General features: G+C 72.3%; 21 protein-coding genes and 1 pseudogene. 16 read left to right on the forward strand and 6 right to left on the reverse strand.

Annotation, left to right across the window (positions count from 1 at the left end; genetic code table 11):
* Positions 1-96: 96 nt before the first annotated feature.
* Together B100_RS0105025 and B100_RS0105030 are read right to left on the reverse strand one after the other, a co-directional pair.
* Complete coding sequence (locus B100_RS0105025; RefSeq protein ID WP_037722424.1) at positions 97-1,536, reverse strand: polysialyltransferase family glycosyltransferase; 1,440 nt, start codon at positions 1,534-1,536, stop codon at positions 97-99.
* The gene (locus B100_RS0105030) at positions 1,536-2,525 is read right to left on the reverse strand and encodes a glycosyltransferase family 2 protein (protein ID WP_024883350.1); all 990 of its coding nucleotides are present in this window, start codon (positions 2,523-2,525) and stop codon (positions 1,536-1,538) included. Before B100_RS0105030 ends, B100_RS0105025 begins: the two co-directional genes overlap by 1 nt.
* Positions 2,526-2,723: 198 nt before the next feature.
* Between B100_RS0105030 and B100_RS0105035 the strand changes: the two genes are divergently transcribed.
* From B100_RS0105035 to B100_RS33675, 13 genes and pseudogenes are all read left to right on the forward strand, one after another.
* Positions 2,724-4,031, forward strand: coding sequence for a DUF6716 putative glycosyltransferase (locus B100_RS0105035; RefSeq protein WP_024883351.1), 1,308 nt, complete (start codon positions 2,724-2,726; stop codon positions 4,029-4,031).
* Positions 4,032-4,063: 32 nt separating this feature from the next.
* Positions 4,064-5,284 (forward strand): N-acylneuraminate cytidylyltransferase, encoded by a 1,221-nt coding sequence (locus B100_RS0105040; protein WP_024883352.1) that lies wholly within the window; start codon positions 4,064-4,066, stop codon positions 5,282-5,284.
* A 14-nt stretch (positions 5,285-5,298) separates the two neighbouring features.
* A complete protein-coding gene (locus tag B100_RS0105045) occupies positions 5,299-6,237 on the forward strand; it encodes an N-acetylneuraminate synthase family protein (protein WP_024883353.1) in 939 nt (312 codons plus the stop codon).
* Between the two features lie 41 nt (positions 6,238-6,278).
* Positions 6,279-7,382, forward strand: a complete 1,104-nt coding sequence (locus B100_RS0105050) for a hypothetical protein (protein WP_024883354.1) — start codon at positions 6,279-6,281, stop codon at positions 7,380-7,382.
* A gap of 304 nt (positions 7,383-7,686) precedes the next feature.
* The gene (locus tag B100_RS0105055) at positions 7,687-8,916 is read left to right on the forward strand and encodes a M20 family metallopeptidase (protein ID WP_024883355.1); all 1,230 of its coding nucleotides are present in this window, start codon (positions 7,687-7,689) and stop codon (positions 8,914-8,916) included.
* A 296-nt stretch (positions 8,917-9,212) separates the two neighbouring features.
* Entirely contained in the window at positions 9,213-10,265 is a 1,053-nt protein-coding gene (locus B100_RS0105060) for a BMP family ABC transporter substrate-binding protein (RefSeq protein ID WP_024883356.1), read from the forward strand.
* Positions 10,266-10,579: 314 nt separating this feature from the next.
* Complete coding sequence (locus B100_RS0105065; RefSeq protein ID WP_024883357.1) at positions 10,580-11,629, forward strand: BMP family ABC transporter substrate-binding protein; 1,050 nt, start codon at positions 10,580-10,582, stop codon at positions 11,627-11,629.
* Positions 11,630-11,826: 197 nt separating this feature from the next.
* Positions 11,827-13,404 carry an ABC transporter ATP-binding protein gene (locus B100_RS0105070; protein ID WP_024883358.1) on the forward strand — a complete coding sequence of 526 codons (1,578 nt, stop codon included), beginning with the start codon at positions 11,827-11,829 and terminating at the stop codon, positions 13,402-13,404.
* Entirely contained in the window at positions 13,404-14,528 is a 1,125-nt protein-coding gene (locus tag B100_RS0105075; protein WP_024883359.1) for an ABC transporter permease, read from the forward strand. Before B100_RS0105070 ends, B100_RS0105075 begins: the two co-directional genes overlap by 1 nt.
* A complete protein-coding gene (locus B100_RS0105080; protein WP_024883360.1) occupies positions 14,525-15,799 on the forward strand; it encodes an ABC transporter permease in 1,275 nt (424 codons plus the stop codon). The genes B100_RS0105075 and B100_RS0105080 overlap by 4 nt, the downstream gene beginning before the upstream one ends.
* Complete coding sequence (locus tag B100_RS0105085; protein ID WP_024883361.1) at positions 15,796-16,194, forward strand: cytidine deaminase; 399 nt, start codon at positions 15,796-15,798, stop codon at positions 16,192-16,194. The genes B100_RS0105080 and B100_RS0105085 overlap by 4 nt, the downstream gene beginning before the upstream one ends.
* Before the next feature lie 98 nt (positions 16,195-16,292).
* Entirely contained in the window at positions 16,293-17,567 is a 1,275-nt protein-coding gene (locus B100_RS0105090; RefSeq protein WP_024883362.1) for a thymidine phosphorylase, read from the forward strand.
* Between the two features lie 95 nt (positions 17,568-17,662).
* A pseudogene (locus B100_RS33675) lies at positions 17,663-18,245 on the forward strand (Uma2 family endonuclease).
* Here the strand turns inward: B100_RS33675 and B100_RS0105105 are convergent.
* Positions 18,246-19,166, reverse strand: a complete 921-nt coding sequence (locus tag B100_RS0105105) for an AEC family transporter (protein ID WP_024883363.1) — start codon at positions 19,164-19,166, stop codon at positions 18,246-18,248.
* Between the two features lie 162 nt (positions 19,167-19,328).
* On the opposite strand from B100_RS0105105, the gene B100_RS35285 reads away from it, so the two are divergent.
* Positions 19,329-19,676, forward strand: a complete 348-nt coding sequence (locus tag B100_RS35285; RefSeq protein ID WP_486585586.1) for an STAS domain-containing protein — start codon at positions 19,329-19,331, stop codon at positions 19,674-19,676.
* Here the strand turns inward: B100_RS35285 and B100_RS0105115 are convergent.
* Together B100_RS0105115 and B100_RS0105120 are read right to left on the reverse strand one after the other, a co-directional pair.
* Entirely contained in the window at positions 19,560-20,573 is a 1,014-nt protein-coding gene (locus B100_RS0105115) for a sigma-70 family RNA polymerase sigma factor (RefSeq protein ID WP_024883365.1), read from the reverse strand. The genes B100_RS35285 and B100_RS0105115 overlap by 117 nt on opposite strands.
* Before the next feature lie 152 nt (positions 20,574-20,725).
* Positions 20,726-22,009, reverse strand: coding sequence for an MFS transporter (locus B100_RS0105120; RefSeq protein ID WP_024883366.1), 1,284 nt, complete (start codon positions 22,007-22,009; stop codon positions 20,726-20,728).
* A gap of 63 nt (positions 22,010-22,072) precedes the next feature.
* Here B100_RS0105120 and B100_RS0105125 point away from each other — a divergent pair, with 63 nt between their 5' ends.
* Positions 22,073-23,035, forward strand: a complete 963-nt coding sequence (locus tag B100_RS0105125; RefSeq protein ID WP_037722426.1) for a LysR family transcriptional regulator — start codon at positions 22,073-22,075, stop codon at positions 23,033-23,035.
* A gap of 81 nt (positions 23,036-23,116) precedes the next feature.
* Here the strand turns inward: B100_RS0105125 and B100_RS0105130 are convergent, their stop codons facing one another.
* A complete protein-coding gene (locus tag B100_RS0105130) occupies positions 23,117-23,878 on the reverse strand; it encodes an alpha/beta hydrolase (RefSeq protein WP_024883368.1) in 762 nt (253 codons plus the stop codon).
* 113 nt (positions 23,879-23,991) lie between these two features.
* On the opposite strand from B100_RS0105130, the gene B100_RS0105135 reads away from it, so the two are divergent.
* Positions 23,992-25,149 carry an adenosine deaminase gene (locus tag B100_RS0105135; RefSeq protein WP_024883369.1) on the forward strand — a complete coding sequence of 386 codons (1,158 nt, stop codon included), beginning with the start codon at positions 23,992-23,994 and terminating at the stop codon, positions 25,147-25,149.
* The last annotated feature ends 76 nt before the right edge of the window (positions 25,150-25,225 follow it).

A 25,225-nucleotide genomic window follows, 5' to 3' on the forward strand; every position in this document is an offset into this window, starting at 1 on the left:
CACCCGGTGAACAGTCCCCTGCCAACGGGCCACCCTGTGGTCCTCGCCCGCCGGCCGGGCGGCGAGCCCTTCACGGACTCCGCCGCGCAGTGCGCGTCAGCCCCGTACGGCCTTCCGCACCGCCCGCACTCTGCGCACCACCCGCCGCGCGGTCCGGGTGCGCGGCAGGAAAGCCAGCCCCTTCGGCACACCCCCGGGCAGTCCCAGCGCCGTGAGCCGTCCGCGGGGGAACCACCGCCGGTCCCGCGCCCGCGCCCCGAGATACCGCTCGGCGACGCCCCTCAGCGCGGGGTGCACCCGCGGCCGCATGGTGAAGGAGAGCGCGGCCAGCAGATCACCCAACTCGTCACTCACCGGTACGTGCCCGTCGCCGCCCACCCTTTCCGTGGCGGACGGCGCGCCCCCAGCGTTCCGCTCCACGCCCGTCGGCGCCTTCCCGCCGGCCGACGTGTCCCCCGCGCCGGCCCCGGGCACCGTCGTGCGGTCCTCGGGCCCCGCCCCCGGCAGTACCGCCTCCGCCAGCACCAGCGCCACGCGGTGCGGGTGGTCGTACGGCGTGAGCCGGGCCGACAGGCGGTCCGTGCCGACCCGGGCCACCGGAAGGCCGTACAGCGCCGACGCAGTGAACAGCGCGGCCGACGAGCAGCCCACGACCAGGGCCGGGCGGGACGCCTGAAGCAGCAGCTCGGCGGGGACGGGGGAGTCCAGGACGATGAGGTCCACCCCCAGCCGCTCCGCCTCCGCCCGCGGCGCGCCGCCGGGTCCCGCCCCGGCCGCCGGATGCGGCACGAACACCACCCGGCGGTGACCGCGCCCGGCCGCCGCCCGCAGCATTTCCCCGTGCAGGACGTCCTCCCCGTCCTCCCCGCCCTCCGCGCCGACCCCGAGCGCGGCCATGCTCTCCCCGACGACCAGCGCCGCCCCCTCCGGCACCCCCGCCACCGCCGAGGCCACCTCATCGGCCACCACCCGGTAGGCGTCCGCCGGCACCACACGCGCCGGCACCCCGAACTCGCCCAGCAGCAGGGGCGCCAGCCCCGGCACCAGGTCCAGGTGCAGCACCTGCCGTACGCGCGTGCCGATCAGCGGGTCGAGCTTGCCCCGGGTGGGCCCGTAGTCCGCGGGGCCGCCCGCGCAGACGTGCAGCGGCGCCCCGGTGAACACCCGCGCCACCGCCAGGGCGGGCGGGACGTCCGGGGGACCGAGCACCAGCTCCACCCGGTCGTCGCCGAGCCCCCACAGCCGCCGGACGTGCCGTTCCAGGAGCGGCACGTCCTCCGCGCGAGGTGTCCAGGCCGCCGGGTGGAACGGCCGGACGGTCGCGTTCCAGGACTCCACCGCGTCGAAGCGGGCGCGCAGCCGGCCGAAGCCGGGGATCTCGTCCCACGCCGGTGCCGCCTCCGGCACCGGGGAGTCGTCGCACACCAGCAGCACCCGGCGTTCCGCGTCCGGGAGCCGTCCGGCCTCGACCGCGGCCACCATGGTGACCACCGCCGACGGACCGGAGGCACAGAAGATCTGCGTCCTCGCCGCCATCACGCGGCCTCCTTCCCCACGCGGAGCGGCGCCCGCCGCAGCCTCCGCAGCCGCGCCGCCCGTCGCGGGTCCATCGAGTCCAGCACCCCGTCCAGCACGTCCCGCGGCAGCCGCCGCAGCGCCGCCGCGCACGTCGTCCGCAGCCGTGCGGCCACGGCCGGCTCGAACTTGTCCTGCTCGGCCAGGTGGTGGGCGATCACCGCGCAGTACGTCCGCACCGCCTTGGGCAGCAACCGGGCCGCGTCCCGGTCCGCCGCCGTCTCCGCGACCACCCGGTCGAAGGCGCGCACGAAGTCCAGTTGCCGTTCGTCCCCGATCCGGGTGAGGGAGGAGGCGACGCCCTTGCGGTAGAACACCCCGAGCAGCCCCACCACGGCGAACGACTCCGCCTCCCGGTGCAGCCGCCAGATCCACGGTCGGTCCTCGGCGGTGCGCAGCCCCTCAGGGAAGTGCAGCAGCCCCCGCTCCAGCAGCCGCCGGTGGTACACGCCCGCCCACGCCTGCGGGTAGTCCACCGCGGTCGTCCGGTCGGCGGGCAGGATCGCCTCGCGCGGGTCCAGCACCTCGTCCCGCAGCCCCACGGGCACCCGGTGCACGGTCCGGGCGCGGCCGGTGACCCGTACGTGGTCGGTGCGCAGGAAGTCGCACCCCGACTCCTCGGCCGCCGCGACCAGTCGGGGCAGATACCCCGGGGCGAACCAGTCGTCGCCGTCCAGGAAGGCCAGGTACTGGCCCCGCGCCGCGTTCAGGCCGGTGTTGCGGGCGGAGGCGATCCCGCCGTTGCGGTCACGGCGGATGTGACGCACCCGCGCCACACGGGCCAGCTCCCCGGCCGCCCGTTCGACGATCACCGGGGTGTCGTCCCGCGAGCCGTCGTCGACCAGGACGAACTCGAAATCGCTCCGGGCATTCTCGCGCAGACTTCTGAGCGCGTCCGGCGCGTATTGCTGGACATTGTGAAAGGGGACGATCACGGAAAGCTTCGGCACCCGTAAAACATTAGGAGACCGCCCGGCGGGCCTTCTTTCCGCCGGCCGTACGGAGCGTGAACTCCGTGTGTCGGTCCGGTGGATCGCGCCTGCCTCGGGAGTTCCCGCGGGCCGGTTCGGTTCACCGTGGGGTGCTGTTAACTTTTCGTTGAGGCACGGTTGGGCCGTTGGCGGAATTCGCTTCCTAACGTCTTCGGTGTGCCAGCAAGTGCAAAGAAGCCCCTCAGGGTGGCGGTCCTCGCGGATTCCGACACCCGGTGGAAATGGGGCACGCTCACCGCGAAACGCGTCGCGCCGCGCGACATCCGCCTGGACGGATATCTGCTGCGGGGCCGCGCGACCCCCACCCCCCGCCAGCTCGGCGAGGTCGGCGTCCACGCGGACTCCCTGCGGGAGGTCACCGCGGCCGGTTTCCTGCGTGCGATGCGCGAGGAGCCGTACGACGTGCTCGTGCTCGCGCTGGTCGGCGGCGGGGTGCAGGCGATGCTGCACGGGCTGGGACGCGTGTGGGAGGACCGGCCCCACCGGCCCGTGGTGGTCACCGGTTACGTCGGCGTCGTCTACGAGAAGCTCACCGACGGCCTGCTGCTGCGGCACGGCGCCGACCTGGTGCTGGCCAACTCCCGCCAGGACGCGGAGCGTTTCCGCGCCGTGTACGAGGGGGTGGGCGCCGACGCGGGCGCGGTCACGGAGGTCGCGCTGCCGTTCCTCGGGGGCGAGCCCCACACCGGCGAGCACGAGCCTCGCACGGTCGTCTTCGCCGCCCAGCCCTCCGTGCCGCAGACCCGCACGGACCGTACGTACCTGCTGAACCGCCTGGTCCAGCACGCCCGTCGGCACCCGGAGCGCGAGGTGCTGCTGAAGCTGCGCTCCCGCCCCGGCGAACACACCACGCACATCGAGGAGCTGCCCTACCAGAAGCTGGCCCGCGGCCTCGACCTGCCCGCCAACCTCCGCCTGGTGTACGGGCACATGGGCGAGGTCCTGGACCGCACCGACCTTCTCGTCACCGTGAGCTCGACGGCCGCCCTGGAGGCGCTGCACCGGCGCGTCCCGACCGCCGTCCTCACCGACCTCGGTGTCCGCGAGGCGCTGGGCAACCACCACTTCACGGGCTCCGGCTGCCTCGCCTCGTGGGACCAGCTCGACGCCGGACACCGCCCGGTGCCCGACCCGCGCTGGCTGACCCGGCAGGGCGTCGCGGCCGACGGTTCGTACGCGACCGCCTTCGACGCCGCCCGCACCCGCATCGCCGGCCTGCTCGACGCGCCCGGCGGACTTCCGCCGCTCGCCCCGTACTACACACCCGTCACCGCGCCCGGCTATCTGCCCGGCGTCCTCGCCCGCCACCACCTGGCGCCCGACGGGACGCCGCTGCCCGGCGCGCCCGCCGCCGGCCGGGAGCCCGGTCCGGTCCGCCGGATCGTGCGCCGCACGGCACGCGGTGCCTACCGCCACGGCGTGCAGCGCGTGGCCCCCGTGATCCGCCGCATGGGCGAGCTGTGACCGCGCCCGCCCTTCATCGAGGAGCTGACCCCATGTCCGACTCTCCGGCCGTACGCCGGGTGCTCGCCGTGATACCCGCCCGCGGCGGCTCCAAGGGAGTGCCCGCGAAGAACCTCGCCCCCGTCGGCGGCGTGCCCCTGGTGGCCCGCGCCGTGCGCGAGTGCCGCGCCGCGTGCCACGTCACGGACGTGGTCGTCTCCACCGACGACCCGGCCGTCGCGCAGGCCGCGCGGCAGGCGGGCGCCGAGGTGGTGCTGCGGCCCGCCGACCTCGCCGGGGACACCGCCACCTCCGAGGCGGCCGTGCTGCACGCCCTGGACGCCCACGAGGCCCTGCACGGCGCCCGGACCGACGTCGTCCTGCTCGTGCAGTGCACCAGCCCCTTCCTCACCCGCGAGGACGTCGACGGGGTGGCCGCCGCGGTCGCGCACGGCGGCGCCGACACGGCGGTGACGGTCGCCCCGTTCCACGGCTTCGTCTGGCGCGACACCGGTGCCGGGACGGCCGGGGAAGGCCACGGTCACGGCGTCAACCACGACAAGGCCGTCCGCCCCCGCCGCCAGGACCGCCCCCAGGACTTCCTGGAGACCGGCGCCGCCTACGCCATGGACGCCGCGGGTTTCCGCACGCACAACCACCGCTTCTTCGGCCGCACCGAACTGGTCCGCACCGACCCGGCACGCGTCCTGGAGATCGACGACCCGCACGACCTCGCCCGGGCCCGCGCCCTCGCGCCCCTCCTCGACACGGGCCGGACCGGCCTGCCGGCCGCCGGCGACATCGACGCGGTCGTCCTCGACTTCGACGGCACCCAGACCGACGACCGGGTGCTGATCGACGCGGACGGACGGGAGTTCGTCTCCGTGCACCGCGGCGACGGCCTCGGCATCGCCGCCCTGCGCCGCAGCGGCCTGAAGCTGCTGATCCTGTCCACCGAGCAGAACCCGGTCGTCGCCGCCCGCGCACGGAAGCTGAAGCTCCCCGTGCTGCACGGCATCGACCGCAAGGACCTCGCCCTCAAGCAGTGGTGCGAGGAACAGGGCATCGCGCCCGAGCGCGTGCTCTACGTCGGCAACGACGTCAACGACCTCCCGTGCTTCGCCCTCGTCGGCTGGCCCGTGGCGGTCGCGAGCGCCCACGACGCCGTACGCGGCGCCGCCCGCGCGGTCACCACCCTCCCCGGTGGTGACGGCGCTGTCCGGGAGATCGCCGGCTGGCTCCTCGGCCCCTCCCTCGATTCCCTCCCCCAGTAAGGAAACCCCAGGTCATGAGCGTCAACTCCCGTATCCGCGTCCTCGGTTCCCGCGAAGCCGGACCCGGCCGTCCCGTCTACGTCACCGGCGAGATCGGCATCAACCACAACGGCGACATCGAGAACGCGTTCAAGCTGATCGACGCCGCCGCCGACGCCGGCTGCGACGCCGTCAAGTTCCAGAAGCGCACCCCGGAGATCTGCACCCCGCGCGACCAGTGGGACATCGAACGGGACACCCCCTGGGGCCGGATGACGTACATCGACTACCGCCACCGCGTGGAGTTCGGCGAGGAGGAGTACCGCCAGATCGACGCCTACTGCAAGAAGAGGGGCATCGACTGGTTCGCCTCCCCGTGGGACACCGAGGCCGTCGCCTTCCTGGAGAAGTTCGACGTCCCCGCCCACAAGGTGGCCTCCGCCTCCCTCACCGACGACGAGCTGCTGCGCGAACTGCGCGCCACCGGCCGCACGGTCATCCTCTCCACCGGCATGTCCACCCCGAAGCAGATCCGCCACGCGGTCGAGGTCCTGGGCAGCGACAACATCCTCATGTGCCACGCCACGTCGACGTACCCGGCGCAGGCCGAGGAGCTCAACCTCCGCGTCATCAACACCCTCCAGCAGGAGTACCCGAACGTCCCGATCGGCTACTCCGGCCACGAGACGGGCCTGCAGACCACCCTCGCGGCCGTCGCCCTCGGCGCCGTCTTCGTCGAGCGGCACATCACCCTCGACCGCGCCATGTGGGGCTCCGACCAGGCCGCCTCCGTCGAACCGCAGGGCCTGGCCCGCCTGGTGCGCGACATCCGCACCATCGAGGCGTCCCTCGGCGACGGCGTGAAGAAGGTCTACGACTCCGAGCTCGGCCCGATGAAGAAGCTGCGCCGCGTGGCCGGTGCCGTCGCCGAGGCGGAGATCGCCACGGCCGCCGGCGAGCCCGTGTCCGTCTGACCCGCCCCCACCCACCCCTACGACGGGACGGTCGTACGTCGATGAGCCCCCGTGCCGGCCGCACCGGCCCCCGCACCCTCGCCTTCGTGGAGAGCCCGGTGCAGCTGCTCAACGTGCTGGAGTGGGCGCACGCGCACGCGCCCGGCGCGGGACTCGACCTCGTGGTGCTGTCCCCGGTCGACCCGATGACCCGCGGCCAGCTGCGCCGGATGGCGGAGCTGGCCCGCGAGGAGGGCCACGAGATCCGCTGGGAGGAGGCGCGCGGGGGAGCGGGCGCCCCGCTGCGCACCATCGGCGGACTGGCCGTGCCGCTGCGCCGGGCGGAGCGGGTCGTCCTCGGCGACCCGTTCTCCCGGTACGTGCAGCTGCTGCTGACCATCACCCGCGCCCCCGAGACGGTGGTCGTCGACGACGGCACGGCCACCATGGAGTTCGCCGGCCAGCTGGCCCGGGGCGAGCGCCTGGTGCGCTGGCACCGCAAGGGGGGCCGCCCCGGCCCCCGCGACCTGCTCCTCGCCCCCGTGTCCGCCGCCGCCCGGCGCCGGCTCACCCCGGGCTCGGGGCGCACGGTGGAGGTCTTCACCTCCATGCCGATGGCGGACGTCCCGCCCGGCGTCACCGTGCGCACCCACACCTTCGGCTGGACCCGGGACCGCTTCGGACCGCCACGCGTCACCCGGGGCGCCGACCTGGTGGGCACCTCCCTGGTGGAGACCGGCGTGGTGGACGCCGACGCCTACGTGGCCGCCGTCCGCTCCCTGGCCCGGACGCACGGCGCCCGGCGCTACTTCGCGCACCGCCGCGAGACCACCGCGAAGCTCCACCGGCTGGCGGTGGAGACCGGCCTGGAGATCGTCCGCCCCGAGCTGCCCCTGGAACTGGTCGCCCGGCGAGGTCCCGTGGGCCGCACGGTCGTCAGCTTCCCCTCCACCGTCGTCCACACCCTGCCCCTCGCGCTGGCCGGGACCGGCGTGCAGGTGGCGGTGTGCGACATCGACCCCGCCTGGCTCACCGCGCACGCCTCCCCGCGCGCCCGCGGCTTCCTCGCCGACGTCACGAGCACCGCGAAGGACGTCCACCGGCTGCGCTCCGTCCCGGCGCCCCGCCCCGCCGGCCCGACGGCGGCCCGCCTCCGCACGAGCTGAACCGCGCGGACACACCCGGACGGCGCCCCGGTGTCCGCCAGATGAACCGCTCGGCGTGGGTTGGGCCGAGCGTGGTAACCGTGGAAGAACGAAAGGTGCCGACGCCGGCGCCGCGGCTGTGACCGACCTCATGGCCCGGCAGGCCGAGAGCTCCTACCCTCCCAAAAGGGCGGTGAGTGTACCCATATCGCCGAACGGCTATGCGTAGGGCAGCCGGATTTTCTCCCTCCAACGGGCTGATTTTTCTTGATCAGGGGTCAGTGGACGGCTCCGGCGCCCTACTCTTCAAAGGGTGAAGCCACTGATGTCACTGGAGTCCGAGATCGATCTCCCCGGGGGAGCGGTGCTCCCCGGCGCGCTGCCCGAGGCCCTGCGCGCCGAACTCGTGGCGTTCCGGCGAGACCTCCACATGCACCCGGAGCTGGGCAACCAGGAGTTCCGTACCACCGCCGCGATCAAGGAACGCCTCCAGCGAGCGGGACTGCGCCCCCGGGTGCTCTCCGGCGGGACCGGCCTGGTCTGTGACATCGGTACCGACGACGAGGCCGGCACCGACTCGGCGGCGCTCGCCCTGCGCGCCGACATCGACGCCCTGCCCATCCCCGACATGAAGACCGGCTGCGCCTACCGGTCCACCGTGCCCGACCGCGCCCACGCCTGCGGTCACGACGTGCACACCACCGTGGTCCTCGGCACCGGCCTGGTGCTGGCCGAACTGCACCGCCAGGGCCTGCTGCCCCGCCCGGTCCGGCTGATCTTCCAGCCCGCCGAGGAGGTGCTGCCCGGCGGCGCCGCCGACGTCATCGCCGACGGCGCGCTGGAGGGCGTCGGCCGGATCCTCGCCGTGCACTGCGACCCACGGGTCGACGCGGGGAAGATCGGGCTGCGCCAGGGGCCCATCACCTCCGCGTGCGACCGGCTGGAGATCGCCCTCGACGGCCCCGGCGGGCACACCGCCCGCCCGCACCTGACCACCGACCTGGTCACCGCCGCCGCCCGGGTCGTCACCGACGTGCCCGCGCTGGTCAACCGCCGGGTCGACAGCCGCAGCGGGCTCGCCGTCACCTGGGGCCGGGTCGAGTCCGGCCACGCGCCCAACGTCATCCCGCAGCACGCCGAACTCTCCGGCACCGTGCGCTGCCTGGACCTGGAGACCTGGCGGCAGGCGCCCGACCTGGTGGTCGCGGCCATCGACGAGGTGGCCAACCTGCACCGCGCCAAGTCGGAGATCACCTACGTGCGCGGCGTCCCGCCCGTCGTCAACGAGTCCGGGGCCACCGAGCTGCTGCGCGACGCGATGATCGCGCGGCGCGGGGTGGAGTCCGTCGAGGGCACCGAACAGAGCCTGGGCGGCGAGGACTTCTCCTGGTACCTGGAGCGCGTCCCCGGCGCCATGGCCCGCCTCGGCGTCCGCACCCCCGGCGAGCGCACCGTGCGCGACCTGCACCAGGGCGACTTCGACGTGGACGAGCACGCGATCACGGTGGGCGTGGAGCTCTTCACCGCCGCGGCCTTCCTGGACGCCCTGCGGTAAAGGCGTACGCGTGGTGAGGGCGGCCGAGTCCCCGGTGGACGCGGCCGCCCTCACCTGTGTCACCTGCCCCGCGCACCCCGGTTGCGGCGCGGTCCGGCGGGGTGCAGCGTGGGCCCCGTGCACACGCGCATGCCCGTTTCGCTCCCCTGCGACCCCCTGGTTCACAAGGGCGTAACCGGCCATCGGCACGAATGGGTAACGGCCCCGCACGATCCCGTTCCCAGGAGTGTCTACGCGCGTTAATGTGCGCCGAACCGAGCACCCACTGCGGGGCTTTGGAGAATGGGGAACTTCAGATGCGTCGGATATCCAAACTGACCCGCGTAGCGGTGGGGGTCGCTTCGCTCGCGCTCGCCGCCACCGCCTGCGGTGGAACCAGCAGTGACAACGGTGACAGCGGGGGCTCCTCCAAGGACGACCTCGGTCTCGCCATCGCCTACGACATCGGCGGCAAGGGCGACCAGTCCTTCAACGACGCCGCCTTCGCGGGCCTGGAGAAGGCCAAGAAGGAATTCGGCTTCAAGACCGCCGACGTCGAGCCCACCGAGGGCGAGACCGACGCGGACAAGGAGCAGCGCCTGGCCTCGCTGGCCCGCCAGGGCTACAACCCGGTCATCGGCGTCGGTTTCGCCTACGGCCCCGCCATGGAGGCCGTCGCCGCCAAGTACCCCGACACCACCTTCGGCATCGTCGACTCCGTCGTCGAGGGCGACAACGTCGCCTCCCTGGTCTTCGCCGAGGAGCAGGCCTCCTACCTCGCCGGTGTGGCCGCCGCCAAGGCCACCAAGAGCAACACCGTGGGCTTCGTGGGCGGTGTGGACATCCCTCTGATCCACAAGTTCCAGGCCGGTTACGAGCAGGGCGTGAAGGCGACCAACGCCAAGGTCAAGGTCGTCTCGCAGTACCTGACGCAGACCGCGGAGGAGGGCGGCTTCTCCAGCCCCGACAAGGGCAAGGCCGCCGCCGAGGGTCAGATCGAGAAGGGCGCCGACGTCATCTACCAGGCCGCGGGCCTGTCCGGGCAGGGCGTCATCGAGGCCGCGGCCAGGGCGAAGGTCTGGGCGATCGGTGTCGACTCCGACCAGTACAACCAGGAAGCCCTCGCCGGCTACAAGGACTTCATCCTCACCTCCGCCCTGAAGGACGTCGGCGGCGCGGTCTACACGCTGACCAAGTCCGTGCACGACGGCAAGCCGCTCACCGGCACCCAGGTCTTCGACCTCAAGGTGAACGGCGTCGGCCTGTCCGACAGCAACCCCAAGATGGCCGAGATCCCGGGCCTGAAGGAGGCCGTGGACGAGGCCAAGAAGGGCATCACCGACGGCACCATCAAGGTCAACACCGAGTGATCCCCCGTGCCGGGTCCCGCCCGGCACGGACCTCCCGTACGGAGCGGGCGGGCGCCCCGGGTGCCCGCCCGCTCCGTCGTACCGCCCGCAGGGTGTCCCGGGACACACCTGAAGGGGCCCGCCGCTCACCCAAAGCCACCCCGCGTCTGCGCACAGCGACGCGCCGTCCCGGTAAGCGGAACCGGGTTGCTCACGGGCGCATAACAAGGTGGACAGAAGGGGTTTTCAGGCAGGTCTACGCGCGTTAATCTGCGGCGAAGCCAGCGCCGTACCCCGTACCGTTCCCGGCGCTTGTAAGACTAGGAGCACCCCACATGCGCCGGATTTCCCGGATCACGGTCGCAGGCGCAGCGACCGCCTCCCTGGCCCTCGCCCTCTCCGCCTGCGGCGGCACCTCGACCTCCTCGGGCTCCTCGGAGTCGAAGGGTGACAAGGGCCTCGCCATCGCGTACGACGTCGGCGGCAAGGGCGACCAGTCCTTCAACGACGCCGCCTTCGCCGGCCTGGAGAAGGCCAAGTCGGAGTTCGGCTACGAGACGGCCGACGTCGAGCCCACCGACGGTGAGACGGACGCCGACAAGGAGCAGCGCCTGGTCTCCCTGGCGAAGCAGGGCTACAACCCGATCGTCGGCGTCGGCTACGCCTACGCGTCCGCCGTGAAGGCCGCCGCGGAGAAGTTCCCCGACACCACCTTCGGCATCGTCGACGACGCCACCGTCGAGTCGAAGAACGTCGCCGACCTGGTGTTCTCCGAGGAGCAGGCCTCCTACCTGGCCGGTGTCGCCGCCGCCAAGACCACCAAGACCGACGTCGTCGGCTTCGTGGGCGGTGTGGACATCCCGCTGATCCACAAGTTCCGCGCCGGCTACGAGCAGGGCGTCAAGGACACCGACCCCAAGGTCAAGGTCATCTCCCAGTTCCTCACGCAGACCGCGGAGGAGGGCGGCTTCTCCAGCCCCGACAAGGGCAAGAGCGCCGCGGAGGGCCAGATCGAGAAGAAGGCCGACGTCGTCTACGCGGCCGCCGGTCTGTCCGGTCAGGGTGTCATCGAGGCCGCCGCCGCCAACAAGGTGTGGGCGATCGGTGTCGACTCCGACCAGTACAAGCAGGAAGCCCTCGCCAAGTACAAGGACTCGATCCTCACCTCGGCGATGAAGGACGTCGCCAAGGCGGTGTACAACCTGGCGAAGTCGGTCGAGGACGGCAAGCCCGCGACCGGTATCGTCAAGGGCGATCTCAAGACGGGTGAGGTGAGCCTGTCGAACTCAAACCCGAAGTTCGCGGACGACGCCGAGCTCCAGAAAGCCATCGAGACGGCCAAGGAGAAGATCATCAGCGGCGAGATCAAGGTCAAGTCGAGCTGAGTCACACCCTGAACCACGCGGGGTCGCGACCGCTCGACGGGGTGCGAGGAGCCGGGCTCCTCGCACCCCGTCGGTCAGGTGTGCCACCCCTTTGTATGCCGTAGGGGCGCTACGCGCGTAGACGGCCCCCGTCCCCAGGAGAGTGCGTCATCAACGCGTCCAGCAGCCCTCCGGCCGGAGCGGCGGTCAACAAAACGGTGACCGCCGTGGAGCTCGCCGGGATCACCAAGCGCTTCCCCGGTGTCGTCGCCAACCACGACATCCACCTGACCGTCCGCAAGGGCACCGTCCACGCCCTCGTCGGCGAGAACGGCGCCGGCAAGTCGACCCTGATGAAGATCCTCTACGGCATGCAGAAGCCGGACGAGGGCACCATCACGATCCACGGCGAACAGGTCAGCTTCTCCTCGCCCGCCGACGCCATCGCCCGCGGCATCGGCATGGTGCACCAGCACTTCATGCTGGCCGACAACCTCACCGTCCTCGAGAACGTCGTCCTCGGCAGCGAGAAGCTCCACGGCATCGGCGGCAAGGCCCGCCGCCGCATCAAGGAGCTCGGCGAGCGCTACGGCCTGGAGGTCCGCCCCGACGTCCTGGTCGAGGAGCTCGGCGTCGCCGCCCGCCAGCGCGTGGAGATCCTCAAGGTCCTCTACCGCGGCGCCACCACCCTGATCCTCGACGAGCCCACCGCGGTCCTCGTCCCGCAGGAGGTCGACGCGCTCTTCGACAACCTGCGCGAGCTCAAGGCCGAGGGCCTGTCGGTCATCTTCATCTCCCACAAGCTGGGCGAGGTCCTCTCCGTCGCCGACGACATCACCGTCATCCGCCGCGGCACCACGGTCGGCACCGCCGTCCCCTCCGAGACCACGCCGCGCCAGCTCGCCGAGCTGATGGTCGGCAGCGAACTGCCGACGCCGGAGACGGCCGAGTCCACGGTCACCGACCGGCCCGTGATCGTCGTCGACAAGCTGCGCATGGTCGCCCCCGGCGGCAAGCCGCTGCTGGACGACATCACCTTCACCATCCACGAGGGCGAGGTCCTGGGCATCGCCGGAGTGGAGGGCAACGGCCAGACCGAACTGGTCGACGCCCTGATCGGTCTGCGTCAGGGCGACTCCGGCGTCATCCGGCTGGCCGACGAGGAGATCACCGCCTGGCCCACCCGCAAGCGCCGCGAGCAGGGCATCGGCTACATCCCCGAGGACCGCCACCGCCACGGCCTGCTCCTGGAGGCCCCCCTCTGGGAGAACCGCATCCTCGGCCACGTCACCGAGAAGCCCAACGCCAAGGGCGTGTGGCTGGACCCGAAGGCGGCCCAGGAGGACACCCGCCGGATCGTGACGGAGTACGACGTCCGCACGCCCGGCATCGACGTCACCGCGGCCTCCCTGTCCGGCGGCAACCAGCAGAAGCTGATCGTCGGCCGCGAGATGAGCCACAAGCCCCGCTTCCTGATCGCCGCGCACCCCACCCGCGGTGTGGACGTCGGCGCGCAGGCCGCCATCTGGGACCACATCCGCGAGGCCCGCCGCGAGGGCCTGGCCGTGCTGCTGATCTCCGCCGACCTCGACGAGCTGATCGGCCTGTCCGACACCCTCCGCGTGATCTACGACGGCAAGCTGGTCGCCGACGCCGACCCGGCCACCATCACCCCGGAGGAACTCGGTACCGCCATGACGGGCGCCGCCGAGGGCCACCTCGAACACGAAGAGACCCCCGAGACCCAGGCCGACCTGTCCAAGTCGCCCGAGTCTCCGGAAGACGAGGCCCGCTGATGAAGAAGTTCGACAAGGAGCGCGTGCTCCTCGCGGTGGCCGGACCGGTCATCGCGCTCGCCGTGGCCTTCGTGCTGAGCGCGATCGTGCTGATCGCCTCCGGCAAGAACCCCGTCGAGCCGTTCGCCCTCATGTTCGAACAGGCCGGGTTCTCGGACGTCCAGGTCCTGATCATCAACCAGGCCTCGATGTACTACATCGCGGCCCTCGCGGTGGCCATCGGCTTCCGCATGAACCTGTTCAACATCGGCGTCGACGGCCAGTACCAGCTCGGCGCGATGATGGCCGCCATCGTCGGCGCGCACGCCAACCTGCCGGCGTTCCTCCAGGTCCCGCTGCTGCTGCTGACCGCCGTGTGCACCGGCGCCTTCTGGGCCGGCATCGCCGGTGTCCTCAAGGTCACCCGCGGCGTCAGCGAGGTCGTCGCCACGATCATGCTCAACGCGATCGCCACCTCGCTGATCGTCTACATGTGGAAGCCGGACGTCTTCGGCGTCAAGATCGGCAACAACAGCACCACCGGCGAGATGCACGAGTCCGGCTGGATCCCGGGCATCGACCTCGGCGACTCCGGCGAGATCTACGGCCTGGTGATCCTGGCCGTCCTCCTCGGCATCGGCTACTGGGTCGTCCTCAACCGCACCCGCTTCGGCTTCGACCTGCGCGCCTCCGGCTCCTCCACCTCCGCCGCGGCCGCCAGCGGCGTCGACCCCAAGCGCATGGTCCTCACCGCCATGCTGCTCTCCGGCGCCATCGCCGGCCTCGCGGGCCTGCCGATCCTGCTCGGCGACTCGCACACCTACAACCTCAACTTCCCCACCGGCATCGGCTTCCTCGGCATCGGCATCGCCCTGCTCGGCCGCAACAGCCCGGTCGGCATCGTCTTCGCCGCCCTGCTGTGGGCCTGGCTCGACAAGGCCTCGCCCGAGCTGGACTTCCACGGCTACGACAAGGAGATCGCGGTCATCATGCAGGGCCTGATCGTCCTGTCGGTGGTCGTCTCCTACGAGGCCGTCCGTGAATGGGGCCTGCGCCGCCAGCAGCGCCGGGTCGGCGCCGAACTCGCCGCGGGACACGTCCTGGGCGCCGACAACAACACCACGAAGGAGGTGGCCGGCCGATGACCGCTCCGACCACAGCGACCGACGTCAACCAGCCGTCGCTGGAGCACGCACCGCAGACCGGCCGCCGCATGTCGCTGCCCGTCCTGATGCTGGTCATCGCCGGAGCCCTGGCCCTGACCTCGATCGTGCGCCTGATCACCGGCGCCGACGGCATCACCAACGTCAGCCAGATGTCCACCGCGCTCCAGCTCGCCGTGCCCATCGGCCTCGCCGGCCTCGGCGGCCTGTGGGCCGAACGCGCGGGCGTGGTGAACATCGGCCTCGAAGGCATGCTGATCCTGGGCACCTGGTTCGGCGCCTGGGCCGGATTCCAGTGGGGTCCGTGGACCGGCGTCCTCGTCGGCATCATCGGCGGCTGCCTCGGCGGCCTGCTGCACGCCATCGTGACCGTCACCTTCAACGTCAACCACATCGTCTCCGGTGTGGCGATCAACATCCTCGCCCTCGGCGCCACCCGCTACCTGGCCCCGCTCGCCTTCGAGGGCCACCAGGGCGGCTCCGCCAAGCAGTCCCCGGCGGTCGAGTCCCTCGGCCACTTCACCGTGCCGGGACTGTCCGACTGGCTGACCGACCTCAACGCCAAGGGCTGGTTCTTCCTCTCCGACATCGCCGGCCTGCTGGGTGGCCTGGTCACCAACGTCTCCTGGCTGACCCTGATCGCCGTCGCGCTCATCCCCGCCACCTGGTGGATCCTCTGGCGCACCGCGTTCGGCCTGCGGCTGCGCTCCTGCGGCGAGAACCCGGTGGCCGCCGAGTCCCTCGGCGTCAACGTCTACAAGTACAAGTACCTCGCCGTGATCATCTCCGGTGGACTGGCCGGCCTCGGCGGTGTCTTCCTGTCCATCGTGGCCAACCCCTTCTACCTGGAGGGCCAGACCAGCGGACGCGGCTACATCGGCCTCGCCGCGATGATCTTCGGCAACTGGATGCCGGGCGGTCTCGCCATCGGCGCCGGCCTGTTCGGCTACACCGACAGCCTCAACCTGCGCGGCGGCTCCACCAACGTGCACGCCCTGCTGCTGCTCGGCGCGCTGCTCCTGGTGATCGGCGCCATCTGGCTGGCCGTCCGCAAGAAGTACGTCAGCGCGGTGATCACCCTGATCGTCGGCGCCCTCGTCTTCGCCTGGTACGCCGGCACCAACGAGGTCCCGAGCCAGGTCGTCGCCGCCACGCCGTACGTCATCACCCTGGTCGTCCTCGCCCTCTCCGCCCAGCGGCTGCGCATGCCGAAGGCGGACGGCATGCCGTACCGGAAGGGACAGGGCAAGTGACCGGGGCGGACGTCGACTGGGACGCGTTGCGAGCCGTGGCACGGGACGCCATGTCCCACGCCTACGCCCCCTACTCGGGCTACCCGGTCGGCGTGGCGGCCCTGGTCGACGACGGACGCACGGTCTCCGGCTGCAACGTCGAGAACGCCTCGTACGGCATCGGACTGTGCGCCGAGTGCGGGCTGGTCTCGGAGCTGCAGCGCACCGGGGGCGGCCGGCTCACGCACTTCACGTGCGTGGACGGCGGCGGCGAGGTCCTCGTCCCGTGCGGCCGCTGCCGGCAGCTGCTGTACGAGTTCGGCGGACCCGGACTGCTGCTGGAGACGCCCGCGGGCATCCTGCCCCTGTCGGAGATGCTGCCCCAGGCCTTCGGCCCCCAGCACCTCACCAAGTAACTCCCGTGCGGCCCCTCCGGGCGGCGCCCGGCACACCGGGCGGCGTCGAACGGAGGGGCCGTGCTCTTCGCACCCCGGAAGGAACGCCAGCCATGGCCATGGACGCCATCTCCGTCATCCGCACCAAGCGGGACCGCGGCGAACTCACCGACGAGCAGATCGACTGGGTCATCGACGCGTACACCCGCGGGGAGGTGGCCGACGAGCAGATGTCGGCCCTCGCCATGGCGATCCTGCTCAACGGCATGGACCGGCGCGAGATCGCCCGCTGGACCGCCGCGATGATCGCCTCCGGCGAGCGCATGGACTTCTCGTCCCTGTCCCGCCCCACCGCGGACAAGCACTCCACCGGCGGCGTCGGCGACAAGATCACCCTCCCGCTGGCGCCCCTCGTCGCCGCCTGCGGCGCCGCCGTCCCGCAGCTCTCCGGCCGCGGCCTCGGCCACACCGGCGGCACCCTCGACAAGCTGGAGTCGATCCCCGGCTGGCGTGCCCTGCTCTCCAACGAGGAGATGCTGTCCGTGCTGGACGGCGTCGGCGCGGTGATCTGCGCGGCCGGTGACGGTCTCGCCCCCGCCGACAAGAAGCTCTACGCCCTGCGCGACGTCACCGGCACCGTCGAGGCGATCCCGCTGATCGCCTCCTCGATCATGTCGAAGAAGATCGCCGAGGGCACCGGCTCCCTGGTCCTGGACGTCAAGGTCGGCTCCGGCGCCTTCATGAAGACGGTCGAGGACGCCCGCGAGCTGGCCTCGACCATGGTGGGCCTCGGCACCGACTCCGGCGTGCGGACGGTCGCCCTGCTCACCGACATGTCCACCCCGCTCGGCCTGACCGCCGGCAACGCGCTGGAGGTCCGCGAGTCCGTCGAGGTCCTCGCGGGCGGCGGCCCGGCGGACGTCGTCGAGCTGACCATTGCGCTGGCCCGCGAGATGCTGGAGGCGGCCGGCATCCGTGACGCCGACCCGGTGAAGGCCCTCGCCGACGGCTCCGCGATGGACGTCTGGCGCCGCATGATCAGCGCCCAGGGCGGCGACCCGGACGCGGAGCTCCCGGTGGCCCGCGAGCAGCACGTCGTCAAGGCCCCGTCCTCCGGCGTCCTGACCCGCCTGGACGCCTACGACGTCGGCGTCGCCGCCTGGCGCCTCGGCGCGGGCCGCGCCCGCAAGGAGGACCCGGTGCAGGCGGGCGCGGGCGTGGAGATGCACGCCAAGCCCGGCGACCGCGTGACGGAGGGCCAGCCCCTCCTCACCCTCCACACCGACACCCCGGACCGCTTCGACTACGCGCTCCAGTCCCTGGAGGGTTCCTTCGACATCGGCTCCGGCGCGGACTTCACCGCCACGCCGGTGGTCCTGGAGCGTATCGCCTGACCTGCGCTTTCTCCTTTCGGGTGAACGGGACCGGTGGACCCCTGCCGGTCCCGTTCGTCATGCTGTACTCGGCGACGTACCGATAGGCGACCGCCGTGAGCGCACTCACCGTGAGCCAGGCCCCCGAGCAGAGCTGGGACGACCTCGTCCGGTTCTGGGAGGAGATGGAGTGGCCCGAGGGCAGCAAGGTGGAGATCATCGAGGGGATCGTCACCGTGTCACCCGCTCCCGCGTATCGCCACAACCTGATCGCTGAAAGTATTCAGCGGCGCCTTTACTCAGTGATCCCGCCGGACTGGGGGATCTTTCAGACGCTGGCGTTCGCCGTACCGTCACGCATGGGCATGCTCATCCCGGATCTTGTAGTCGCTCCCAGGCGGGACCACACCGAGTCCGAGACCCACATCCCCGCCGCCTTGGCCGAGCTGGTCGTTGAGGTCACCTCGAAGTCGAACGCCCGCCACGACCGCGTCAGCAAGCCTGCCGCTTACGCGGCCGCCGGGATTCCCTCTACCTGCTGGTCGACGCCTGGGCCCCCGACGCCCGACCGTGACGTTCTGCGGGGAACCGAAGGACGACGTCTACCGGCCGCTGAAGAGTGTGAAGTTCGGCGAGCCGATCGAGCTCCCGGCCCCCTTCGACCTCGTCATCGACACCGCAGAGTTCCCCAGGGCCTGATCACCCCAGCACCGCCGCCACCGCCACCAGGACCGGGACCGAGAGCGCCGTCGAGACGAGGATCGTCTCGCGGGCCAGGCGCTCGCCGACGTTGTAGCTGCTCGCGTACGTGTAGAGGTTCTGGGCGGCCGGGAGGGCCGAGGTCACCACCACGTCCAGCAGATGCGCCCCGCGCAGGCCGAACACGCCCACCGCCAGCGCCCAGGCGGCCAGCGGCTGGCCCACCGCCTTCAGCCCCACGGCCAGCAGCACGGCCCCCCGGTCGCCGCCGCGCAGCGGCAGGGTGCTGCCCCGCAGCGAGATGCCGAAGGCGAGGAGCACGGCGGGCACGGCCATGTTGCCGATCAGCTGCACCGGGTCCCAGACCGGCCCGGGTATCTCCACCCCAGCCGCCGACACCGCCACCCCCGCCAGCGACCCCAGCGCGATCGGATTGCGCAGTGGGGTCAGCAGCCGGCGCCACAGGGGCAGCTTCCCGCCCGCCGTCGACAGGTCCAGGATCGTCAGCGCGATCGGCGTGACCCCGACCAGCTGGAACAGCAGCACCGGCGCCACCAGCGAGGCGTCCCCCAGCACGTACACCGCGATGGGGATGCCCAGGTTGCCGGAGTTGACGTAGCTGGAGCACAGGGCACCGATGGTGGTGCGGCCCACGCCCCAGCCGCGCGCCACGCCCACCGCGACGAAGACGCCCGCCACGGCCGCCGTGCTCAGCGCGGTGACCAGCAGGCGGCCGGAGAACACCACGGACAGGTCGGCGCGGGCGAGCGTGGTGAACAGCAGCGCCGGGGACGCCACATGGAACGCCAGCCTGGTCAGGACCTCACGTCCCTGGGCGCCCAGATCCCCCCGGCGGCCGATGAGGTAGCCGACGCCGATGACGACGGCGATCACCAGGAACCCGCTCAGCACCCCCTGCACGGCGCCTCCCCCTGGTGGTGAAGGGCACCGGACACCAGGGGCGGCGATGATCTGTGGCGCATACAGCCAACCCTCCGGGGAGGGCCGTGCCCAGGTCAATGTGATCCTCGGCGCCACGCGATGAGTTACCGGCGCCCCGCCGGTCTACCGCTCGTGGACGCCATGACACCGCCCGTGCTCGTGCTCAGCGGCCCTCTCACCACGGACGAGGTGAGCGGGCCGTGCGAGGCGCTGCGCACCCTGCTGGACGGCGGGGGACGCGGCGCCGTGGTGGTGTGCGACGTGGCCGGGCTGGGGCCGCCGGGCCTGGCCGCCGTGAACCTGCTGGCCCGGCTGCAGCTCACCGCCCGCCGGGCCGGCGGGCGGATACGGCTGCGGGACCCTTCCCCCGCGCTATGCGCCCTGCTCGACCTCGTCGGTCTCCGCTTCGAGACGGAGGGGCAGCCCGAACAGCGGGAACCACCGCTGGGTGTCCAGGAAGCAGTGGAACCCGGTGATCCGGCCGTCTGAGATCTCCAGCGCCTGGATCGCCCACGGGACGAAACCGCCGTTCTCCGGGTCGGGCTTGTACTGCGCGAACCCGGGCAGGCCGTTGACCCGCACCGGCACCAGCCGGGAGCCGGCGCACGGGGCGCCCAGCGTCGTGATGAAGCCCGTGATGTCGTCGGCGCCGGTCAGCCACAGGTCGAACGGCGGCATCGTCATGATGGCGTCCTCGTGCAGCAGCTCGGTCAGCGCCGACATGTCGTACCCCTCGAAGGCGGCGACATAGCGGTCGAGCAGTTTCTTCTGGTCCTCGTCCAGCGGGTCGGAGACCGCCGCGTCCTCGCCCGGCTGCCTGCGCTCGGCCAGCGTGGCCCGGGCGCGCTGCAGGGCGCTGTTGACCGACGCGACCGACGTGCCGAGCAGCTCGGCGACCTCGCTCGCCTTCCAGGCCAGCACCTCGCGCAGGATCAGCACCGCCCGCTGCTTGGCGGGCAGTTGCTGGAGTGCCGCCATGAACGCGAGCCGCACGGACTCCTTGGCGACCGCGGCCTCCGCGGGGTCGGCGGGCGTGGGCAGCACCCGGTCGTCCGGCATCGGCTCCAGCCAGGTGTGGTCGGGGCGGGGCGAGAGGGCGGCCCGCGCGAGCGGCGTCGACTCCGTGAGGTCCATCGGGCGGGCGCGCTTGTTGCCCGCGGACAGCATGTCCAGGCAGACGTTCGTCGCGATGCGGTAGAGCCAGGAGCGGAGGCTGGAACGGCCCTCGAACTTGTCGAGGCTGCGCCAGGCACGGATCATCGTGTCCTGCACCGCGTCCTCGGCCTCGAAGGACGAGCCGAGCATCCGGTAGCAGTACCCGGTCAGCTCGACCCGGTACTGCTCCAGCGTGGCGTCCAGGTCCGTCGTCGCCGTGCCGTTCGTCATCGTCCACCCACCCCAAGCGGCCTCATGGCGGCGCGCCGTCGCGCCCACCACCTCGGAAGCTACCGCAGCCCACTGACAACGGCCCCCCGAGTGGACGAATCCGCAGGTGAAGGGTGGTGCGGACCGGCCGGGCGCGCGCCCCGGCCCGGCCGTCAGGCGGGAGCGGCCTCCCCGGCCCGCGCCGCCGCCCGGGTCCCGGCCAGGGTGATCGCCGCGACGCCCGCCACCGCGACCAGCCCGACCGCCACCGTCCCGGCCCAGCCGCCCGCGTGGAAGGCCAGCGCCCCCACCGTGCTGCCGGCGCTCGACCCGATGTAGTACGCGGACTGGTACAGCGCGGCCGCCTGCGCCCGGCCCTCCGTCGCGGTCCTGCCCACCGCCGACGACGCCACCGCGTGCCCCGCGAAGAAGCCGGCCGTGATCAGCACCAGACCCAGCAGCACCAGCGGCAGCGACCCGGCCAGCGACAGCAGCAGCCCGGCCGCGGTGGTCCCGCCGCCCGCGTAGAGGGCGCCCCGGCGGCCCAGCCGGCCCACCAGCCGTCCGGCCGCGGAGGCCGACACCGTGCCCACGAGGTACACCAGGAACACCGACCCGGCGACGCCCTGCGGCAGCGAGAACGGCGCCTCGGTCAGCCGGTACCCGATGACCGTGTACACGCCGCCGAACACCGTCATGAACAGTGCGCCGATCGCGAACAGCCGCCGCAGCAGCGGGTTCGCCAGGTGGCGGCGGACCGTGCCGGCCAGCACACGCGGCGCGAGCGACCCCGGCGTGAAGTGCCGCGGCACCGGCAGCAGCAGCCGGAAGGCCACCGCGCAGGCCACCGCGACCAGCCCGATCACCGCCACGGCGACGCGCCAGCCCCACTCCTGCGCCACCCAGCCGGTGATCACCCGGCCGCTCATCCCGCCGACGCTGTTGCCGGCCACGAACAGCCCGATCGCCGTCACCAGCGCCTTCGGCGTGACCTCCTCCGCGAGGTACGCCGTCGCCGAGGCGGGCAGCCCGGCCAGCGCCGCGCCCTGCAGCGCCCGCAGCGCCACCAGCGCCCCGAGCGACGGGGCGAACGGCACCAGCAGCCCGAGGGTCACCGCGACGGCCAGCGACGCCGTCATGACCGTGCGCCGCCCGAACCGCTCGGACAGGGCGCTCATCGGCAGCACGAACAGCGCCAGACCGCCGGTCGCCGCCGACACCGTCCAGCTCGCGTCGCTCGCGCTGACCGCGAAGTCGCCGGAGACCAGCGGCAGCAGGGCCTGGGTGGAGTAGAGGAGCGCGAAGGTCGCGACGCCCGCGAGGAACAGGGCGAGACTCATCCGGCGGTAACCGGGACCGCCCGGGGACATCCGGGTGTCCTCGGCGGACGGCTGGGCGGCGGGAACGGGAGCGACGGCGTCCACACGGGTGGACGCCCCGGTACTGGCGGGAGTCATGCCTCGAACGTACGGAGGTCTCCGATCATCCGTCCAATGCATGGAATCGCCATAATCGTTCCCATGGAGCATCAGCAGAGGTCGCACGGTCGCCTGTCACAGTCCGGTGACATACGAGACAGAGAAGAGATGGCCCGGCTGCTCGCGCCCCGCCTCGCCCACTTCGCCGGGGTGGCCCGCACCGAGCACGTCACCCGGGCCGCCCAGGAGATGCAGGTGCCGCAGTCCACCCTCTCCCGCGCGCTGGTCCGCCTGGAGGAGGACCTGGGTGTCGACCTGTTCGCCCGGCACGGCCGCACCGTCTCCCTCACCCCCGCGGGCCGTACCTTCTTCGCCTCCGTCGACCGCGCCCTGGACGAGATCGGACGCGCCGCCGAGGAGGTCCGCGCCGACGCCGACCCGGCCACCGGCAAGGTCGCCTTCGGCTTCCTGCACACCATGGGCGCCGAGACCGTGCCGGGGCTGCTGCACGCCTTCCGCGCCGACCATCCGCGCATCCGCTTCAGCCTGGTCCAGAACCACGGCGAGGCCATGCTGGAGGGCCTGCGCGCGGGCGAGCTGGACCTGTGCCTGACCTCGCCGGTGCCGGACGCCCCCGACCTCGTCGCCCGCCGCCTCGACGAGCAGAAGCTGCGCCTGGTCGTCCCCGCCGACCACCGCCTCGCGGGCCGCCGCCGGGTCCGTCTCGCGGAGGCCGCCGACGAGACGTTCGTGACCCTGGAACCCGGTTACGGGCTGCGCCGCATCACCGACGACCTGTGCGCGCGGGCGGGTTTCGCCCCGCGCATCGCCTTCGAGGGCGAGGAGGCCGAGACCCTGCGCGGCCTGGTCGCGGCCGGCCTGGGCGTCGCCCTGCTGCCCCCGCCCCCGTTCCCCCGCCCCGGAGTGGTGGAGCTGACGGTGACGGCCCCCCGGGCCGCCCGCGAGATCGGCGTGGCCTGGCCGGCGGGCCGCCCGGACACGCCCCCGGTGGCGGCGTTCAAGAGGTTCCTGCTGTCGAGGCGGGGCAGTCTGCTGCCGGGATGAGTACGGCCCCGTGCACGCGGCCGCGGACCCGCGCACATGACCGCGGGCCCCGTGAGGGAGCGGAGCCGTGCGCGTCCGCCCCTACCGCCGCAGCGACTTGCCGAAGCCGGCCGCCAGCGGCATCCGCAGGCCCAGCGGAGGCGGCGCCGCCAGGGCGTCCTGCACGGGACGGGAGAACGCCCGCCCGAACAGCACACCCATGACGAAGTCCTCGGCCAGCGCCAGCACTTCCTCCCGGTACTGGCTCAACCCGTGGCCGTCGGCGTGCACCTCGAACCGGCACACCTCCCGGTTCGCCTTCTTCGCCCGCGCCGCCAGCCGGAACGACAGCTCGGGGTCGGTGCGCGCGTCGTTCGTGCCGTGCACGATCAGCACGCGCCGCCCGGCCAGTTGTTTCACCGGTTCGGGTGGTGCCGTCCCGTCCTCCTCGGGCAGCCAGGGGGCCAGCGCCACCACGGAGTTGACGGCCTCGTGGCCGGCCGCGCGCAGGGCCGCCCTGCCGCCCATGCCGAGGCCGGCCAGACAGACGGGGACGTCCCCGTAGCGCCGTACGGCCTCGTCGGCGGCCCAGGCGGCGTCGTGCGCGAGATGCGCCTCGTCGCCGTTCCAGCCGCGGTAGCGGTAGTGGACGACATGGGTGGCCAGGTGCTGCTCCCGTCCCGCGCGGGCCAGCCGGCGCCCCAGGCCGCGTACCGAGACGGCCGCCCTCATCGGCGACGGTCTGCGGGCGGATGCCTCCTCGCCGTTCGGGAGCAGCAGCAGCACTCCGCTCACCGTCGTCGGCTCCGCGCCGAGCGCCCTCCCCAGCCGGGCCGTGCGGACCGGCGTCGCTTGCTGTGCCATGACAGAACATTCTCAGAAGGGGCGGCGAACGCGACCCCTCCGTGCGGTCACCGTTCCGTATCGGCGCCCGCGCGCACCGGGTGATCTACGCGCGTAGGAGTTATGGTGCGGAAATGACGAGCCAGACCATCGCGAACGCCCCGACCACGGACCAGATCCGCCGGGCGCCCAAGGTTCTGCTGCACGACCACCTCGACGGCGGACTGCGCCCCGGCACCGTCGTCGACCTGGCCCGGGAGACGGGCTACACCGACCTTCCGCACACCGATCCCGACAAGCTCGCCCTGTGGTTCCACCAGGCCGCCGACTCCGGTTCCCTGGAGCGGTATTTGGAGACGTTCTCGCACACCGTGGGGGTCATGCAGACCCGTGACGCCCTGGTCCGGGTGGCCGCCGAGTGTGCCGAGGACCTCGCCGAGGACGGCGTCGTCTACGCCGAGGTGCGGTACGCGCCCGAACAGCATCTCGACCGCGGGCTCACCCTGGAGGAGGTCGTCGAGGCCGTCAACGAGGGCTTCCGCCAGGGCGAACGGCGGGCCAGGGAGAACGGCCACCGCATCCGCGTCGGCGCCCTGCTCACCGCCATGCGGCACGCCGCCCGCGCGCTGGAGATCGCCGAACTCGCCAACCGCCACCGGGACCTCGGCGTCGTCGGCTTCGACATCGCGGGCGCCGAGGCCGGCTACCCGCCCACCCGGCACCTCGACGCCTTCGAGTACCTGAAGCGGGAGAACAACCACTTCACGATCCACGCCGGGGAGGCGTTCGGGCTGCCGTCCATCTGGCAGGCGCTGCAGTGGTGCGGCGCCGACCGGCTCGGGCACGGGGTGCGGATCATCGACGACGTCCAGGTCCGCGACGACGGCACCGTGGAGCTCGGCCGGCTCGCCGCCTACGTCCGGGACAAGCGCGTCCCGCTGGAGCTGTGCCCCAGTTCCAACCTGCAGACCGGCGCCGCCGCCTCGTACGCCGAGCACCCCATCGGGCTGCTGCGGCGGCTGCACTTCCGGGCCACCGTCAACACGGACAACCGCTTGATGTCCCACACCAGCATGAGCCGGGAGTTCGAGCACCTGGTCGACGCATTCGGATACACGCTCGACGACATGCAGTGGTTCACCGTCAATGCGATGAAGTCGGCTTTCATTCCTTTCGATGAACGCCTGGCCATGATCAATGACGTCATCAAGCCCGGATACGCCGAGCTGAAATCCGAATGGCTGTTCCGTCAGACCGCTTCCACCAGCGGTTCTTCCCTGACGGAGGGCTGAATAGGGCGTCGCTGGGAAAGGTGAACGCGCAACGCTTTCACCAACCGTCCGCATTTCGATGTTTGCGGCGGAGGGG

The organism is Streptomyces sp. CNH189 (genome assembly GCF_000527195.1).

What these genes read in the sequence shown, in the direction of transcription:
- B100_RS0105025 (WP_037722424.1), bottom strand. Translation starts at nt 1,536, where the DNA reads ATGGCGGCGAGGACGCAGATCTTCTGTGCCTCCGGTCCGTCGGCGGTG.
- B100_RS0105125 (WP_037722426.1), top strand. Translation starts at nt 22,073, where the DNA reads ATGGAGCATCAGCAGAGGTCGCACGGTCGCCTGTCACAGTCCGGTGAC.
- B100_RS35285 (WP_486585586.1), top strand. Translation starts at nt 19,329, where the DNA reads ATGACACCGCCCGTGCTCGTGCTCAGCGGCCCTCTCACCACGGACGAG.
- B100_RS0105080 (WP_024883360.1), top strand. Translation starts at nt 14,525, where the DNA reads ATGACCGCTCCGACCACAGCGACCGACGTCAACCAGCCGTCGCTGGAG.
- B100_RS0105050 (WP_024883354.1), top strand. Translation starts at nt 6,279, where the DNA reads ATGAGCCCCCGTGCCGGCCGCACCGGCCCCCGCACCCTCGCCTTCGTG.
- B100_RS0105040 (WP_024883352.1), top strand. Translation starts at nt 4,064, where the DNA reads ATGTCCGACTCTCCGGCCGTACGCCGGGTGCTCGCCGTGATACCCGCC.
- B100_RS0105065 (WP_024883357.1), top strand. Translation starts at nt 10,580, where the DNA reads ATGCGCCGGATTTCCCGGATCACGGTCGCAGGCGCAGCGACCGCCTCC.
- B100_RS0105075 (WP_024883359.1), top strand. Translation starts at nt 13,404, where the DNA reads ATGAAGAAGTTCGACAAGGAGCGCGTGCTCCTCGCGGTGGCCGGACCG.
- B100_RS0105120 (WP_024883366.1), bottom strand. Translation starts at nt 22,009, where the DNA reads ATGACTCCCGCCAGTACCGGGGCGTCCACCCGTGTGGACGCCGTCGCT.
- B100_RS0105135 (WP_024883369.1), top strand. Translation starts at nt 23,992, where the DNA reads ATGACGAGCCAGACCATCGCGAACGCCCCGACCACGGACCAGATCCGC.
- B100_RS0105090 (WP_024883362.1), top strand. Translation starts at nt 16,293, where the DNA reads ATGGACGCCATCTCCGTCATCCGCACCAAGCGGGACCGCGGCGAACTC.
- B100_RS0105115 (WP_024883365.1), bottom strand. Translation starts at nt 20,573, where the DNA reads ATGACGAACGGCACGGCGACGACGGACCTGGACGCCACGCTGGAGCAG.
- B100_RS0105055 (WP_024883355.1), top strand. Translation starts at nt 7,687, where the DNA reads ATGTCACTGGAGTCCGAGATCGATCTCCCCGGGGGAGCGGTGCTCCCC.
- B100_RS0105130 (WP_024883368.1), bottom strand. Translation starts at nt 23,878, where the DNA reads ATGGCACAGCAAGCGACGCCGGTCCGCACGGCCCGGCTGGGGAGGGCG.
- B100_RS0105060 (WP_024883356.1), top strand. Translation starts at nt 9,213, where the DNA reads ATGCGTCGGATATCCAAACTGACCCGCGTAGCGGTGGGGGTCGCTTCG.
- B100_RS0105045 (WP_024883353.1), top strand. Translation starts at nt 5,299, where the DNA reads ATGAGCGTCAACTCCCGTATCCGCGTCCTCGGTTCCCGCGAAGCCGGA.